This is a genomic window from Sinorhizobium numidicum (assembly GCF_029892045.1).
In the GTDB taxonomy this organism is placed as follows: Bacteria; Pseudomonadota; Alphaproteobacteria; order Rhizobiales; family Rhizobiaceae; genus Sinorhizobium; species Sinorhizobium numidicum.
This window is the reverse complement of the sequence record NZ_CP120367.1, coordinates 1,398,072-1,412,957: the sequence shown is the minus strand read 5'-3', so window position 1 is coordinate 1,412,957 and position 14,886 is coordinate 1,398,072. Positions and strand designations below refer to the sequence as shown.

13 protein-coding genes, 1 pseudogene and 1 other annotated feature are annotated in these 14,886 nt (G+C 61.2%); of the genes and pseudogenes, 6 read left to right on the top strand and 8 right to left on the bottom strand.

Annotated elements, in window-relative coordinates:
• Positions 1-181: 181 nt before the first annotated feature.
• Positions 182-427 (top strand): annotated as a pseudogene (locus PYH37_RS32195) (calcium-binding protein); the annotation flags it as partial.
• A gap of 220 nt (positions 428-647) precedes the next feature.
• Here the strand turns inward: PYH37_RS32195 and PYH37_RS06715 are convergent.
• The 5 genes from PYH37_RS06715 to choX form a co-directional block, all read right to left on the bottom strand.
• Positions 648-2,138, bottom strand: a complete 1,491-nt coding sequence (locus tag PYH37_RS06715) for a SulP family inorganic anion transporter (protein ID WP_280730661.1) — start codon at positions 2,136-2,138, stop codon at positions 648-650.
• 67 nt (positions 2,139-2,205) lie between these two features.
• Positions 2,206-2,261: a sequence feature (sul1 is cis-regulatory element that is thought to sense ions involved in sulfur or methionine metabolism; They are found in Alphaproteobacteria), on the bottom strand.
• 128 nt (positions 2,262-2,389) lie between these two features.
• Positions 2,390-3,190, bottom strand: coding sequence for a TIGR02186 family protein (locus PYH37_RS06710; protein ID WP_280730660.1), 801 nt, complete (start codon positions 3,188-3,190; stop codon positions 2,390-2,392).
• On the bottom strand, positions 3,190-4,116 hold the full coding sequence (locus tag PYH37_RS06705; RefSeq protein ID WP_280730659.1) for a sulfite exporter TauE/SafE family protein: 927 nt from the start codon (positions 4,114-4,116) through the stop codon (positions 3,190-3,192). Before PYH37_RS06705 ends, PYH37_RS06710 begins: the two co-directional genes overlap by 1 nt.
• 27 nt (positions 4,117-4,143) lie before the next feature.
• Positions 4,144-5,685: a choline-sulfatase gene (betC, locus tag PYH37_RS06700; RefSeq protein WP_280730658.1), complete on the bottom strand. Its 1,542-nt coding sequence runs from the start codon at positions 5,683-5,685 to the stop codon at positions 4,144-4,146.
• Positions 5,686-5,816: 131 nt separating this feature from the next.
• Positions 5,817-6,767 carry a choline ABC transporter substrate-binding protein gene (gene choX / locus PYH37_RS06695; RefSeq protein WP_280732429.1) on the bottom strand — a complete coding sequence of 317 codons (951 nt, stop codon included), beginning with the start codon at positions 6,765-6,767 and terminating at the stop codon, positions 5,817-5,819.
• Positions 6,768-6,864: 97 nt separating this feature from the next.
• On the opposite strand from choX, the gene PYH37_RS06690 reads away from it, so the two are divergent.
• Complete coding sequence (locus PYH37_RS06690) at positions 6,865-7,791, top strand: choline sulfate utilization transcriptional regulator (protein WP_280730657.1); 927 nt, start codon at positions 6,865-6,867, stop codon at positions 7,789-7,791.
• A 247-nt stretch (positions 7,792-8,038) separates the two neighbouring features.
• Here the strand turns inward: PYH37_RS06690 and PYH37_RS06685 are convergent, their stop codons facing one another.
• The 3 genes from PYH37_RS06685 to PYH37_RS06675 are packed head-to-tail and all read right to left on the bottom strand — an operon-like array spanning position 8,039 to position 10,952.
• Positions 8,039-8,710 carry an ABC transporter ATP-binding protein gene (locus tag PYH37_RS06685; protein WP_280730656.1) on the bottom strand — a complete coding sequence of 224 codons (672 nt, stop codon included), beginning with the start codon at positions 8,708-8,710 and terminating at the stop codon, positions 8,039-8,041.
• Positions 8,707-9,948: an ABC transporter permease gene (locus PYH37_RS06680; protein WP_280730655.1), complete on the bottom strand. Its 1,242-nt coding sequence runs from the start codon at positions 9,946-9,948 to the stop codon at positions 8,707-8,709. Before PYH37_RS06680 ends, PYH37_RS06685 begins: the two co-directional genes overlap by 4 nt.
• 5 nt (positions 9,949-9,953) lie before the next feature.
• Positions 9,954-10,952 (bottom strand): efflux RND transporter periplasmic adaptor subunit, encoded by a 999-nt coding sequence (locus tag PYH37_RS06675; protein WP_280730654.1) that lies wholly within the window; start codon positions 10,950-10,952, stop codon positions 9,954-9,956.
• A 160-nt stretch (positions 10,953-11,112) separates the two neighbouring features.
• On the opposite strand from PYH37_RS06675, the gene PYH37_RS06670 reads away from it, so the two are divergent.
• The 4 genes from PYH37_RS06670 (at position 11,113) to coxB (ending at position 14,884) form a co-directional block, all read left to right on the top strand.
• Complete coding sequence (locus tag PYH37_RS06670) at positions 11,113-11,793, top strand: TetR/AcrR family transcriptional regulator (protein WP_280732428.1); 681 nt, start codon at positions 11,113-11,115, stop codon at positions 11,791-11,793.
• A 390-nt stretch (positions 11,794-12,183) separates the two neighbouring features.
• Positions 12,184-12,780: a cytochrome c oxidase assembly protein gene (locus tag PYH37_RS06665; RefSeq protein ID WP_280730653.1), complete on the top strand. Its 597-nt coding sequence runs from the start codon at positions 12,184-12,186 to the stop codon at positions 12,778-12,780.
• The gene (locus PYH37_RS06660) at positions 12,771-13,901 is read left to right on the top strand and encodes a c-type cytochrome (RefSeq protein WP_280730652.1); all 1,131 of its coding nucleotides are present in this window, start codon (positions 12,771-12,773) and stop codon (positions 13,899-13,901) included. The genes PYH37_RS06665 and PYH37_RS06660 overlap by 10 nt, the downstream gene beginning before the upstream one ends.
• Positions 13,898-14,884 (top strand): cytochrome c oxidase subunit II, encoded by a 987-nt coding sequence (gene coxB, locus PYH37_RS06655; RefSeq protein ID WP_280730651.1) that lies wholly within the window; start codon positions 13,898-13,900, stop codon positions 14,882-14,884. Before PYH37_RS06660 ends, coxB begins: the two co-directional genes overlap by 4 nt.
• Positions 14,885-14,886: the final 2 nt, after the last annotated feature.

Below are 14,886 nucleotides of genomic sequence, written 5' to 3'. Positions count from 1 at the left end.
CATGTCGGCAACAGGAAGCGCAAATGGAATGGAAAAGGCAATAGGGAATGCCTCACGTCGGGAATTATCTATGGCGTGCCACTGGCCGGCCTGCGCTCATCTCGCTGCACTCCAGCACCGATCATCAAGGCACCGGCTCGCTTGTTCAGGGCTTACCCGCGAACCGTTGCTGAGTGCTCCCCTGTTTGCCCGCCACAGTGGGCGGGACGAGATTTTCGACTTCGAGCTGGACAGGGACATCATTCAGCTCGCCGGCTATGGCTACGAGGACTTCGCCGACTTGCTGCCCAACATCAGCGACGATGCTAACGGGAACGCCGTCGTGCATCTGAATGGCACGGTCGACCAGGTCACGCTGCTTGGCGTCCAGACGGCTGATCTCAGCGCTGCCAACTTCGTCTTCTCGGCGGACCTGGCGTTCGTCTGACGAAGGCCATTCCACTTCGGCCCGCGGGCGCCGCAGTGAGCGGCTCGCGGGCCTTCGCTCAATTCGGATATTCCCCAAACCTCGCCTCTCCGGCGGGCTTGGAAGCCACCTCGATTCTAGCCGCTGACCCGGAATTCCCGGTAGCCGCTGTTGAAAGCAGATCCCGCCAACCGCCGGGAGCAAGAGGTGAATGCCATTTAGGCTCTCTCGGTTCCTCGGCTCAATGCTCAGATGCGGTTACCGCCGCTCCATCGCCTTTGTCATGCACGGCGAAGCGATCGAGCATATGGGCACTCGCTTCATTGAGGCCGATGACCTCCACCTTGATGCCGTTGCGGCGATATTTGAGGACGACTTTATCAAGCGCACCGACAGCCGTGATATCCCAGAGATGCGCTTCACGCACGTCGATGACGACTCCGTCCAGAGGCTCAGCAAAATCAAAGGCGGCGATAAAGGCCTCCGTGGAAGCAAAGAATATCTCGCCGTCGACATGGTAGGTGCGCACCTTTTCGCCTTCACGGAGCGTCGACCGCACGTGGAAGAGCCGCGCGACTTTACCGGCGAAGAACACGCCGGAGAGCAGAACGCCAACCAGTACGCCCTTGGCGAGGTCATGCGTCCCCACCGTGGTTACGACCGTGGCCAGCATCACGATCGAGGAAGGCAGCGGGTTGCGCCGCAGATCGAGAATCGACCGCCAGGAGAAGGTGCCGATCGACACCATGATCATGACGGCAACGAGTGCCGCCATCGGAATGATACGGACCAGATCGTCCAGGACCAGGATCAAGAACAGAAGGAACGCGCCTGCCACGAAAGTAGAGAGACGTCCGCGTCCACCGGAGGCGACGTTGATGACCGACTGGCCAATCATCGCACAGCCGCCCATGCCGCCAATGAGGCCAGACGCGATATTGCTCGCCCCCTGGCCTATGCATTCCTGGCTCTTGTTGCTCGTCGTGTCGGTCATGTCGTCGACGATCTGAGCCGTCAGCAAGGATTCGAGCAGTCCGACCGCGGCGAGGGCGACCGAGTAAGGCAAGATGATCTGGAGCGTTTCGAATGTGAACGGCACCTGCGGCAAAGCGAGGACCGGCAAGCTCGAAGGCAGCTCGCCGAGATCGCTGACGGTGCGAATGTCCATTCCGCTCCAATAGGCAATGCCGGTCAGTACAACTATGGCGACCAGAGGGGATGGTATCGCCTTCGTAACATATGGAAAGAGGTAGATGATCGCCAGGCCGGCGGCGATCATCGCGTAGGTGACCTGCGGGACGCCGATGAGCTCCGGAAGCTGCGCCATGAAGATAAGGATGGCGAGCGCGTTGACGAAGCCGGTGATGACCGACCGGGAAACAAAGCGCATGACCCGGCCGAGCTTCAAGAAACCGGCCCCGATCTGGACCAGGCCCATCAGCAACGTGGCGGCAAACAGATATTCAAGCCCGTGTTCCTTGACGAGGGTGATCATCAGGACCGCGGTTGCGGCGGTTGCCGCCGAAATCATTCCGGGTCGGCCGCCGGCGAAGGCGGAAACGCAGGCGATCGCGAAGGAGGCAAACAACCCGACCTTCGGATCGACGCCGGCTATAACGGAAAAGCCGATCGCTTCAGGTATCAAGGCGAGCGCAACGACAACACCTGACAAGACATCGGCACGGATGTTGGAGAACCATTCGCGTTTATAGCTGGCAACTTTGAATGTCATGAGTTTTCTTCGCAAAACGAGCGCACCCGGCCGGAGGGAGTCCGGCTTGTATGAATTGATGCTGTCGCGTTGTCTGGCGGATCGGCGGCCAGAAGAGCCACCCGGAGTTTCACCGGGTCCGGGGTGAATTGCAGCGTCTATACAAAACCGCAGAGTGGAAAACAACGGGCCGTTCTATTTAGCTCGAACGGCGAGGTAATCTAATTTCGGTAAGCGACCGCTGCGGGGGGCGCAACAGGGGGCAAGGCGCGCTATTCCTTGCGGAAGAGCAGGCTGGCGCCCCAGCCGGTGATCACCGCCAGCATCACCGCGAGCAGGCCGTAGATCAGCGGCTGCTGATGCGCCGCCTGGGTGATCGCCTGTTCGAGGCCGGTCTTGACCACCCGCAGCGGCAGCGCCTTGGCGGCGACGAAGACGCCGTCGCGGAAGAGATAGGCGCGCACGACATGGACGCCGTTCGGCACATTGGCCGGCAGCCGCACCGATGCCTTGAACAGGCTCGAACTGATGAATTGCACGCCGCCGGGATCGCGCTGATAGACGCCGCTCGTCTCGCGGATGCGGCGGAAGGCATTGCGGAACTCGCCGAGATTGCTGCCGTCGCCGACGAAGCCCAACGGCACCAGCCGCATGTGGTCGACGCCGATGCCCATATTGCCCATCTCGCCCGGCGGCGCGATCGTCTCGATGTCGCGCGTGCTCGACAGCGAATAGGATTCCGGCACCAGTTCGAAGGTCATCGAGCTGGTGTTGACCCAGATGCCGAAGACGCGCTGCTTCTTGCGCACCGTCGCATTGTCCTTCGGCCCCTCGAGGGTGACGATGATGTTGTATTTGCCCTGGGCGAGAAGATTGGCGTCGAAGCCGTCGACGGCGCCGAAGATCGTCAGGTCGGCGCCGCGGAAATCGGAGGTGATGGCGATCTCGTCCGTCGAGATGCCGATCTCCAGCTTTTCGCTGAACACCGAAACCTCCTGCTGCCGCTGTGCCGCCGCCGGTGCGGCGACCGCCAGAACGACAGCAAGCAGGGAGAAGCGAACGCGCGACAGCATCAGAAGCCGAACCCCGCTGAGACGACCGAATAGACATCCTTCGGCGGAATGATCAGTTCGATCGCCAGGCGGATGCCGACGGCCAGCACGAGCAGCGCCAGCAGCGCCCGCAACTGCTCGCCGCGCAGCCGCTGGCCGACGCGCACGCCGTATTGCGCGCCGATGACGCCGGCGATCATCAGCACGAAGGCGAGCACGATATCGACGGTATAGTTGGTCGAGGCCTGGACGATCACCGTATAGGCGGAGACGAAGACGATCTGGAACAGCGAGGTGCCGACGACGACGCCGGTCGGGATGCGCAGCAGATAGATCATCGCCGGCACCATGATGAAGCCGCCGCCGACCCCCATGATCGAGGTCAAGATGCCGATGCAGAAACCGAGGGTGGCGACCGGAATGACGCTCAGATAGATCTTCGACTTCTTGAAGCGCATCTTCAGCGGCAGGCCATGGATCCAGTTGTGCTGGCCGGGCCGGCGCAGCCGCGTCGGCTGCTGTTTGGCGGCCTTGCGCATGGCGCCGATGCTCTCCCAGAGCATCAGGCCGCCGACGGAACCGAGCAGCACGACATAAAGCAGCGAAATCACCAGATCGAGCTGGCCGACGCGGCGCAGCAGCGAAAACAGCCAGACGCCGAAGGTGGCGCCGACGAGGCCGCCGCACAGCAGCACCGTTCCGAGCTTGATGTCGATGGTGCCGCGGCGGAAATGGGTGATCGCCCCGGAAATCGACGAGGCGACGACCTGGTTGGCGCCGGTGGCGACGGCGACCACCGGCGGAATGTTGTAGAAGATCAACAGCGGCGTGATCAGGAAGCCGCCGCCGACGCCGAACATGCCGGACAGAAAGCCGACGGCGGCGCCCATGCCGAGAATGATGAGTATGTTCACCGACAACTCTGCTATGGGCAGATAGACGGTCACAGCAGGAATCTCAACGACGTGAAACGGTTACTGAGAGACAGACTTGGCAGTCGTTTCGATTTCACGCGGAAACCTTTGCTTCTCTTCGAGCACGTTGAGATCCATGTGATTTCGCATATATCGCTCCGAGGCCTTCTGCAGCGGCTGATAGTCCCATGGATAGTACGCGCCGTTTCGCAATGCCGTGTAAACTACCCATCGGCGCGCCTGGCTTTCCCGCACAGCGGCGTCGAACACAGAAAGGCTCCAGCGTTTTTCCGCCACGGCCGTCAAGCGAGCAAGATGTTCCTTGTGATCCGGACCTTCCGCGAGGTTCATCAGCTCATCAGGATCGGAGTCGAGATCGAACAGAAGGGGCGGGTCCTTGTCGCAGAGCGTCAACTTGTATGCTCCCGCCCGCAATCCAACGAGCGGCGCTTCCGAACCTTCGGCTGCGTATTCCATGGGCACAGGCCCGCGGCCGCCTTCACCCGCGACGAGCGGGCGCAAATCTTCGCCATCTGTCCACGGGCGCACGGAAGCGATGTCAACGCCTGCGATGGAGGCGATGGTAGGTGTGACGTCGAGCGTCGATACGGGCGTTTCTATTCGGCCAGGTCGCCAGCCGGGTGCGGAAATCATCAGCGGCACGCGAGCTGATCCCTCGAAAAAGCTCATCTTGAACCATAACCCACGTTCCCCGAGCATATCGCCGTGGTCCGATACGAACAGCACGACCGTATTCTCACGCATGCCGGTTCGCTCAAGCACATCGACAATGTCGCCGATTTTCTCATCTACATAGGATATGTTGGCAAAATACCCGCGCCGAGCAAGCCGCACATCATTCGGCGAAATCTCGAAGGACTTGTGGTCACAGGCGACCAGAAGGCGCTGCGAATGCCGATCCTGCTGTTCAAAGGGAATTGGCTCGACTTTGGGGTCTAACGCGGGGCAATTTTCATACAGATCCCAGAAGCGCTTGCGAGCGACGTAGGGATCGTGCGGATGTGTGAAGCTCACAGCAAGGCACCAAGGCCGCCCATCATTTCCGCGCGCAAGGTCATAAAGCTTCCGGGTCGCATGATAGGCGACCTCGTCGTCGTATTCCATCTGGTTGGTCATCTCGGCAACCCCGGCACCTGTGACGGAACCGAGATTGTGATACCACCAGTCGATGCGCTCTCCCGGCTTGCGGTAGTCGGGCGTCCAGCCGAAATCGGCCGGATAGATATCCGTCGTCAGCCGCTCTTCGAAGCCATGCAATTGGTCGGGGCCGACGAAGTGCATCTTTCCTGACAGCGCGGTTTGATACCCTGCAGCTCGCAGGTGATGCGCAAAAGTCGGTATGTCCGAGGCGAACTCGGCGGCATTATCGTAAACGCGCGTCCGGCTTGGGAGCTGACCCGACATGAAGGATGCTCGAGCCGGTGCGCAAAGCGGACTTGCGGTATAGGTGTTGACGAAGCGAACGGAGCGCTTGGCCAATGCCTTAAGATGTGGCGCGTGCAAAAAATCAGCAGGGCCGTCGGGAAACAGAGTTCCGTTGAGCTGATCGACCATCAGGATCAGAATATTGGGTTGAGACATTAAGTGTTTCCTTGGCGTCTAGCGCGGGATGAGGAAAAGTGTGCGCGGTTTTCCGCCCGCATCCCGCGCCAACTTATTAGAATCGATCACGTTCATGATTTTGGGTCGATCCGACCTAAAATCATCGTGATCTAGAGTCCGAGAGATGCCTTGACGCTATCCAGTCCAGGACCGCCATCGAAGGTCGTTATGCCCGTCAGCCAGTTGTCGAGCGACTGTGGGTGCTCCTTCAGCCAAGCTGTTGCCGCCTCTTTGGCATCTTCGCCTTCAAGGATTTTTCCCATCAGCGCATTTTCCATCCCGATATCGAACGACAGCTTTCTGAAGAAGGCAGCCGCGTTGGGACACATCTTCGTCCAACCGGACCGGGCAAGGGTGTAAACCTCAGCGCCCCCATAATTCGGTCCGAAATAGGCGTCGCCGCCAGAAAGGTATGAAATCTCAAACCGATCGTTCATGGGGTGTGGTGCCCATGCGAGAAAGACAATTGGTGCCTCGTCCTTGGCCGCTCGGTCCACCTGGGAAAGCATCGCCTGCTCACTGGACTCCACCAGCTCCCATTCTCCAAGTCCGAAGTCGTTGGCATCGATCATTTTTTGAATGCTGGCATTGGCCGGCGCACCCGCCTCGATGCCGTAGATCTTGTGCTCGAACTCATCGCCATGCTTCTGAAGGTCGGCGAAGTCTTTGATGCCTCTTTTAGTGACGTATGAAGGTACCGCCAGCGTGAATTTCGCTCCTTCGAGGTTGCGGTTCACGATTTCAACGGCATCGGCCTTCTTCAGATCTTCGATGAACGCCTTCTGCGCCGGCATCCAGTTGCCGAGGAAAACGTCGATCTCCTTGTTCTTCATCGACTCGTAGCCGATCGGAACTGACAACGTCTTGATGTCCGCCTCATAGCCGAGCGCGTCGAGCAGCAGGCTCGCAACAGCATTTGTTGCGGTAATATCGGTCCAACCCGGATCCGACATTCGGATCACCTTGCAGGTGTCGTCATCCGCCGCGCGAGCCGCTTCCGTGCCGGTGACCGAGAGAAGGAGACCCAGCGCAAGACCGGCGAAAGCAGAATTTCTCTTCATCTTATTCCCCTTGGTGTTATTTGATTTTTGTATTCGTGTCTGTATTTTGATCCCCTGTGAAGATGGGTTTTCTTGATCTCTCCTATAAGGAATTTCTATGCGAGAACGATCGGTGGATTTGGGCTGGATGCGCCTGTTCGTCGAGGTAGGCAAACGGGGCAACCTGAGCTCTGCTGCGCTTGCGCTTGGTATGTCGCAGCCAGCGATGAGCTATCAGATTCGACGCATAGAGGAGCAGATCGGAGTAGAACTGTTGAGGCGCGTCCACCGCGGCGTTGAGCTCACGCCCGCGGGCCAAAAACTCCTTGAGATCGCACTGCGAGCGGTCCGGGAAATCGACGATACGGTTCGCGGCTTTCGCGCGGACCGGGAGCGTGCAACTATTCGATTGCTGACAGATTACGCATTCTCTTCGCTCTGGCTGATGCCTCGAATGCACGCGTTCCGTCTGCTTTACCCGGAGCTGGATATCCAAATCGTCGCCACGCAAAGGCTTCAGCGGGAACTCCTGAGGGAGAACGACATAGCAGTCGCTTTCGGGGCGCAGCGCGATTTCGGCGTGGACGCCATCCTGCTTTTGCCAGAAGTTGTCGCGCCAGTGTGCACACCCGCTTTTGCTGAACAAAACGGGCCGTTCACCGACCCTTCAGCGCTCGCAAAATCGACCCTGATTCATCTCGATACCTCATCACTCTCGCCCTGGTTCGAGTGGGCCACGTATTTCGCGCACTTCAAGACCGTAAGAGACGCACAGTCGGGCCACGTCGACCTGAGCTTCAACACTTACGCGCTTGTTGTGCAGGCCGCGATCGGAGGTCAGGGGATCGCGATCGGGTGGAGAGGTCTGGTGGACGCTCATATTTCCTCCGGCCTTCTGGTGACCGTTGGACCTACTCTTGAGGCTCCAGAACGCGGCTATTGGCTGGTCCGGCCAGATCGGGCGGACCAGCCTGTTGATCGTCTCGGCAGCTGGTTGATACAGGAGGCAAAGGCAGTCGCCGAGCCTCCAGCATTTTCGTCCTGACTGCGTCGGCGATTTAGAACTGCAGCGCGTACCATGCTGCGCAGCATCGGCGGAAAAACCGCCACGCTTGGCCCGGAGCGAAGCTGCGCCCCTTCGGCCAAATAATTGTGACAGGGCGTGCTCGGTTGTTCTTGGTCGATTGAGAAGGCCCGCCGACGCAGCGCTTCCGGATCGGCCAGATAAGGAAGCCACAGCGGCAAGGATTGAGCGTTGCGAAAATGGACGTTCGCGCCCCTTCTCATCCGCTCTAGCTGATCTTGCCGTCAATAAGCTCGATCCGCCGGTCCATGCGCGCGGCCATATCGAGATCGTGTGTCACCGCCACGACCGTCTTACCGCGGTCGCGCACTAGGCTTTCGAGGATCTTGAAGACTTGTTCGGAGCTGCGGCTGTCGAGGCTACCTGTCGGCTCGTCGGCGAGGATCAGCGCCGGATCGTTGGCGAGCGCGCGCGCGACCGCGACACGCTGGCGTTGCCCGCCCGAAAGCTGGTCGGGTCGCTTCTCCAGATGGTCGCCAAGCCCCAGCGATGTGAGCAACTCGCCGGACCGCTCCCGCATCTGCGCCCGCTTGAGCCGCCCGAGCCTGCGCATTGGGATCTCGACGTTCTCGCGCGCGGTGAACTCTGGCAACAGAAAGTGGAACTGGAACACGAAGCCGAGCGTGGAAAGCCGTGTGGCTGCGCGCTCGCGCTCGTCCATGGGCTCGGTGTCGCGGCCGGCGATCCTCAGGGTGCCTGCGGTCGGCCGGTCAAGCAGGCCGAGCAGGTAGAGGAGCGAGGACTTGCCGGACCCTGATGGTCCGGTGATTGCGACGAACTCATTTTCGCCGATCGAAAGCGTGACATTGCTGACCAGTGTGACGGGAACCGTCTCCGGCAGCACGCGCGTCAGCTTCTCGGCCTCGATCAGCGCACTCATGACGCGCCCCGGATGATCTCGACCGGGTTGAGCCGAGCGGCGCGCCGCGCCGGCAGGTACCCCGCCACCGCCGCCGAGCCGAGGGCAAAGGTCGAGGCAATGATGTAGTGAAGCACACTCCAGGCGATCGGCAGATGCGTCATTTCCTGCCCGGTCGCGGCGATCTCGAAGCGCACGAGCGAGAGCGCATAGGTCATGGAAGAGCCGAGCAGCCAGCCGAGCGCGGAGCCGGCGGCGCCGATCGCTACGCCTTCAAGCAGAAAAAGACGGCGCATGTCGGCCTCTCGGAAACCCAAAGACTTCATGATCGCGATATCGCGCGCTTTCTCGTGTGTGATGGTGGAAATGATGTTGTAGATGCCGAAGCCCGCAACCAACATGATCGCGCCGACGACCGTGTACATGATGACGTTGCGCACGACGAGCGCTTCAAGAATCGACTCGTTCGCCTCCTGCCACGCCACGGCCTTATAGCCAAGTTCGGCCTCGGCGCGGCGCGCTACCGACGGAGCACGGTTCGGATCCTCGAGCTTGATGCGGATCTCGTTGATGGCATTCGGCCGGCTAGAGAGGACCTGCGCATTCTTCAAAAGCACATAGGCCTCGCCCTCGTCGCGCGCGGTGGTGCCGGTGTGAAACAGGCCGGCAATCTTGAAGTTGCGCGTCAGTCCTTCCGAAGACACGGCCGTAATCGTGTCGCCCAGCCCCGCGCCGAGCCGTGTCGCCATAGTGTCGCCGATGAGGACATTGTTGCCGCCCGCGGCAAGCGCCGCGAAGCTGCCTTCGACGAAGTCCTCGGCGATTGGCGACACGCCAAGTTCGCGCTCGGGGTCAACCCCGATGATTGCTGCACCCACTTCGCGGCTGGAGTAGCGAATGACACCTTGCGCCTTGAGGCTTGGCGCGAAACGTCCTGGGATCCAGCTTTCGAGCCAGGAGGTTGCCGCGGTGGGGTTGATAATCCCGCGCCGGTCGTCGCGCGGTCTCAGACCCGAGATCACAACGGCCGCAAAGGCGTCCTCCGCCGGTTGGCGCCGGGCCGTGCGTCGCTCGTCGGTGATATCGACATGCGGCATCGTGTCGACCAGTTGCCTGACGAAATCGTCCTGCCCGCCTTGCATCAGTGCCGCCATGGCGATGGAGAAGCCGACCCCGACCGCGACCCCGAACACCGCAACGAGCATCTGGCGTCCGCGGCCGGCAATGTGCGTGGCTGCGATATCGAAGATGAGGGGCATCTTTCTCATTCCTCTTGGGCGGCGGCAATGGTCACGCGTGCGCCGTCGGCGAGGGGAGGATAGGGTGAGACGATGCGGGCGTTCTCGTCAATCCCGGCCAGCACTTCGACGCCGTTGGCGCCGCGAATTCCGATGCGGATTTCGCGCCGCCGTGCCGTCCCCCCTTCGACCACGAACACCTCGTTCCCTTCAATCGCGACCGACGATATCAGGAGCGCATTCTTCGAGACGCGTGTCACGATGTTCACGTCGGTCGACATGCCGATTCTAAGCGGCGTGTCGTCGGGCAGGCGCAAGCGGACGCGGTAGGTCTTCGTTACGGAGTCGCCCTTGGGCGTGATGCTGTCGACCACCGCGTCGAGCTCTTCACCTGGGAAAGCGTCGGCCCTGAGTAGCGCACGCTGACCAACCTCGACCCGCGGGATATCCTCCTCGTTGACCTCGGCGACGACAAGGAGTGGCCTCGGCTCGCCGACCCAGAATAGCACCGTCCCGAGCTCGGCGACCTCGCCCACCTCGCCGTCCTGCCTGAGCACAACGCCGGGGCTCGGCGCTCGCAACACGTAGGTTTCGAGTCGCGCCTTTTGCCCGGCGACCAATGCTTCGATCTGCAAGAGGTCGGTGCGAGCGCGATCGACCGCCTGCTGGCTCGTCACGTTTCTTTCCGCGAGCACGGAAAGGCGCCGGAACTCTTCTTGCGCAAGGGCAAGCCGCGCTTCGAGCTCGCCGAGCGAGGCGCGCGCCTCGCTGTCGTCAAGCCTAGCAAGCACGTCGCCTCGTGCGACCCGCGACCCTTCGCAGTCGCACTGTTCCGCGATCCTGTCGCGGACCACAGGAGCCACCTTGGCCCAGGTGCGCGGCTCGACCGTGCCGCTCGCATAGACGATCTCCGCTGCATCGCCGCGCCATGGGGCGATGACCGAGACCGTCGTCGGCCGCCATATGTACCAGGCTGCCGAACCGGCTACCACCGCAAGGCCGAGGGTGCCCACAATCCAGCGCATCGACCGCACGAAACACTCCTGAACGGTTATCGTTGAGAAGACCTATAGCATTAGACCGACCGTCGGTCTATTATAACTCCAACGACGACGAGCTGGTTTGCTCGCGCGTAGTGCTTCCAATAATCGTCCGCTGCCATCTGGGGAAATAGCGTTGGCCCGAGTGATAAAATCGCCCGAAACACGATCCGCCGAGCTTCTCGATTGCGCCCAGCGGCTGTTTTTTGCCAATGGCTACGACAACACGACGGTGAACGACATCATTCGTGAGGCCGGCGTGTCGAAGGGGGCGTTCTACCACTACTTTGCGTCGAAGGAGTCGCTGCTCGAGGCGCTCGCGGCGCGCCTCGCACGCGACAGCCTTGCCGAGTTGCAGCCAGTGCTCGACGATCCCTCGCTCGATGCGGTTGACCGGCTCAACGCTCTCATGGCCGGCTCGCGGCGACTGAACGTCGAGTTGGCGCCGCAGTTGCACGGTACATTCGACGTCCTGTTCAGGCCCGAGAACGTCGTGCTCTTTCACAAGATCGATCAAACGGTTAGAGAAATCGCTGCTCCCCTCATCTCTGCCATCCTCGAGAGGGGAGGGGAGGAAGGAATCTTCGACGTTCCGGATCCAAACGCTTTCGCCGACATGCTGCTGCAGCTTCGTCTGACGTTTCGTGAGGTCATGCATCAGGCTCTGCGCCAAACCGAACAGGGGAATGTCGACGAAGCTGCGCGCTTGCTTGACGACCGGCTGCGGCTTTACGGCGTTGCAATCGACCGGCTTTTGAAGCTGCCCGACGGCACAATCCAAGTGGCGGAGGACGGATTCGCCCGGGCTTTTCTCGAGGCAGAATAGCGAGCCAATGCGGACGAGATCGGCGCATTAGGCTACTGTTTCCTTAGATCGGCGCCGATCTACGGAAACATGCAGCAATTCATAGTGCTACGCGATCTTTGTGCGTCTGAACAGATGCGCGGCACTACAGGTGCAACGCACCGTCAATGTCCAAGCGGCAAATAAATGGCCGAGCACTGAGGTAAGCCCCGCATCAAAAACACATCAGCGGCCAGGGGAACCATGGTCCTTCCAGGCTGTTTCACGTTCTTAGGGCAGCAGAATATGGAGGGCTGGCATGGCCGGAGCAGGGCATGGTTCGCTTGCGTTCTCGCTGGCGCGAGTGCTCGCGGCCACCATAGTCCCTTTCGGCATCTTGCTCACGGTCGGCGGGACAGGAGGGGCGAACTGATGGGACCGTTAGCGAGCCACATGGTCCTGCACATCCTGCTCATGAACCTGGTCGCGCCACTTGCCGCGATGTGTCTATCCCATACCTGGCGCGAACGACCAGAACCCGCTCCAGGTATGCTGCAACTCGCAACGATCGCGCAGCTGATCGTACTTTGGGCTTGGCACGCACCACCTCTCCTCAACAGAGCGCTGACCTCCCAGCCGGTTCACTTGCTGATGTATGCTAGTCTCCTCCTCAGTGCCTTCCTCTTCTGGTGGGCGGTCCTCCGTTTCGATGCAGATCGCCGCTGGAAGCCGATCGTCGCCCTCCTCGTCACCAGTAAGCTTTATTGTCTGCTGGCCGTGCTTTTCGTCTTTTCGCCAAGAGCGCTCTATTCGGGCATTGCCGGATCACACGCGGGCCATGGCGCCTCGGTCTTCGACACGACACTGGCCGATCAACAATTAGCAGGGCTGATCATGCTGGCCGCCTGTCCGGCAACCTATGTCTTGGCGGGTATCGCCCTAGCGGGGCGATGGCTGCTCGCGATGGATGCAGAAGCAGCGAATCCGGCACCAACGCGGCCGAACACGGGTGAAGAAGCGTGGAGCTGAAAAACCTGACGTGGCGGACGGTTGCGATGGCGTTCGGGGTAGCCGCCGGCGGCCTGATGCTCACCGGCGCGCTGTTCGTGTGGTCCGGTATCTACAACGTTGCAGCCTCAACTGATCATCTGAGCGTCACAACGTGGCTTTTTGAGAAAGTCCGGGAACAGTCGATAGCCACCCACAGTTCTTGGATCGAGGCCCCGCCGCTCGATGACGAAGGAATGATCCGCCTCGGCGCCTCCCACTATGAAGGGGGCTGCGTGTCCTGTCACGGTCGGCCCGGAGAGTTGATCAACCCCATCGTCAGCGGCATGCTGCCCTCGCCTCCCGATCTGACAGTAACGATTGCTCGGCGCTCGCCGGAGGAGATCTTCTGGATCGTCAAGCATGGCCTCAAATATACGGGAATGCCCGCCTGGCCCGATACGAAGCGGGACGACGAGGTTTGGGCGCTGACAGCCTTCCTCACCCATCCGCTAGAACGGACCGGCGATTACTCCGGCCTTGCAGGGCTCACCCGCGGCGCCGGCGACGAAGGGCGTGACGGATTGGCGGGCAGCCGCGTCTTTACCCGCTGCGCGCGCTGTCACGAAAGCGAGGGCATCCCCACCAATGGCGACCGCATTCCCCGGCTGGCAGGACAGCCGGAGGCATATCTCCTGCGCAGTCTTCGGGAATATGCGCAGCGAACTCGGACAAGCGGCGCGATGCAACCTGTCGCATATCTGCTGGAGGACGGAAAGATGCGGGACCTGGCGGCCTACTATTCCGCACTTGCGCCGGTTGCAGATAAGCCATCCGCCGCGCACGATCCTGAGCAGCTCAGGCGCGGAGAAGCGATAGCAACTCGCGGCATTCCCGAAGAGAAGGTTCCGGCCTGTTTGAGCTGTCATTCCGGACGGCAGTCGCCTCACTTCCCTGCGCTCGCGGGCCAGCATGCCGACTATATCGCCGAGCAATTGCGCCTGTGGCAACGGGGAGGCCGCGCCGGAACCGCCTATGGCAGGATCATGGCGACGATCGCTAGGCGGCTTGGCGAGCAACAGATAGAGGACGTCTCCGCCTATCTGGCTTCACGGCCTGCCGTTCGAGCTGCCACACTCCCGGTGGCCGAGGCGAGCCAATGATGTTCGCAAGATCCATCTTGCCGCTCGGGTTACTCGCGCTCCAAGGCTGCGTCGGCGTCCAGTCTATCCTCGATCCATCCGGCGCGGAAGCAGAGCGCATCAGCATCCTTTCGTGGCTGCTGATCATTTTCTCAACGATGGTCCTCGTTCTGGTCTGCGTGAGCACGGCTGTCGCGCTCTTCGGCAATGAGGGCTGGCGTCGCCGTGTCTCCGGCGAACGGCTGGTCATCGGAGGCGGAATCGTTTTCCCGGTCGTCACGCTCAGCATCCTACTCATCTATGGCTTCTTCCTCGTAGGACTTGGCGGCACCACGGCCGCACCGGACGGGCGGTTGCGGATCGAGGTCGTCGGTGAACGCTGGTGGTGGCAGGTGACCTACATAGACGAGACTGGTCGCCGGGTAGAGAGCGCCAATGAGATCCGGCTGCCCGTCGGACAGCCGGTTAAGGTCGAGCTGACATCGGCCGACGTGATCCACAGCTTCTGGGTGCCGCGCCTTGCCGGCAAGCTCGATATGATCCCCGGCCGCATCAACACCTTGACCCTGGAGGTGGCGAAGGCGGGGACAAGCCGCGGCCAATGCGCCGAATATTGCGGCGGGGCGCATGCCCTCATGTCCTTCTACGTGATTGCGATGCCCGAAGATGAGTTTTCCGCATGGCTCGCGCGCGAGGCCGGCAACGCCCGGACTCCCACCGGCGAGGATCAGGCGCAGGGGCAGGCGGTCTTCCTTTCGTCTGGTTGCGGCGGATGCCATGCGGTGCGGGGCACCGAGGCACGCGGCACCATCGGTCCAGACCTCACCCATGTCGGCAGCCGGCAATCTCTCGCCGCAGCAACGCTCGAGAACGATGTCGCGGCCTTCGCCCGCTGGATCCGGGACGGCCAGCACGTGAAACCCGAGAACCTGATGCCGCCCTTCGGCATCTTTACCGAAACCGAGTTATCGCAGCTTTCCTCCTATCTGGACCAACTGAGGTGATC

What these genes read in the sequence shown, in the direction of transcription:
- PYH37_RS06715 (WP_280730661.1), bottom strand. Translation starts at nt 2,138, where the DNA reads ATGACATTCAAAGTTGCCAGCTATAAACGCGAATGGTTCTCCAACATC.
- PYH37_RS06710 (WP_280730660.1), bottom strand. Translation starts at nt 3,190, where the DNA reads ATGCTGTCGCGCGTTCGCTTCTCCCTGCTTGCTGTCGTTCTGGCGGTC.
- betC (WP_280730658.1), bottom strand. Translation starts at nt 5,685, where the DNA reads ATGTCTCAACCCAATATTCTGATCCTGATGGTCGATCAGCTCAACGGA.
- choX (WP_280732429.1), bottom strand. Translation starts at nt 6,767, where the DNA reads ATGAAGAGAAATTCTGCTTTCGCCGGTCTTGCGCTGGGTCTCCTTCTC.
- PYH37_RS06690 (WP_280730657.1), top strand. Translation starts at nt 6,865, where the DNA reads ATGCGAGAACGATCGGTGGATTTGGGCTGGATGCGCCTGTTCGTCGAG.
- PYH37_RS06685 (WP_280730656.1), bottom strand. Translation starts at nt 8,710, where the DNA reads ATGAGTGCGCTGATCGAGGCCGAGAAGCTGACGCGCGTGCTGCCGGAG.
- PYH37_RS06680 (WP_280730655.1), bottom strand. Translation starts at nt 9,948, where the DNA reads ATGCCCCTCATCTTCGATATCGCAGCCACGCACATTGCCGGCCGCGGA.
- PYH37_RS06675 (WP_280730654.1), bottom strand. Translation starts at nt 10,952, where the DNA reads ATGCGCTGGATTGTGGGCACCCTCGGCCTTGCGGTGGTAGCCGGTTCG.
- PYH37_RS06665 (WP_280730653.1), top strand. Translation starts at nt 12,184, where the DNA reads ATGGGACCGTTAGCGAGCCACATGGTCCTGCACATCCTGCTCATGAAC.
- coxB (WP_280730651.1), top strand. Translation starts at nt 13,898, where the DNA reads ATGATGTTCGCAAGATCCATCTTGCCGCTCGGGTTACTCGCGCTCCAA.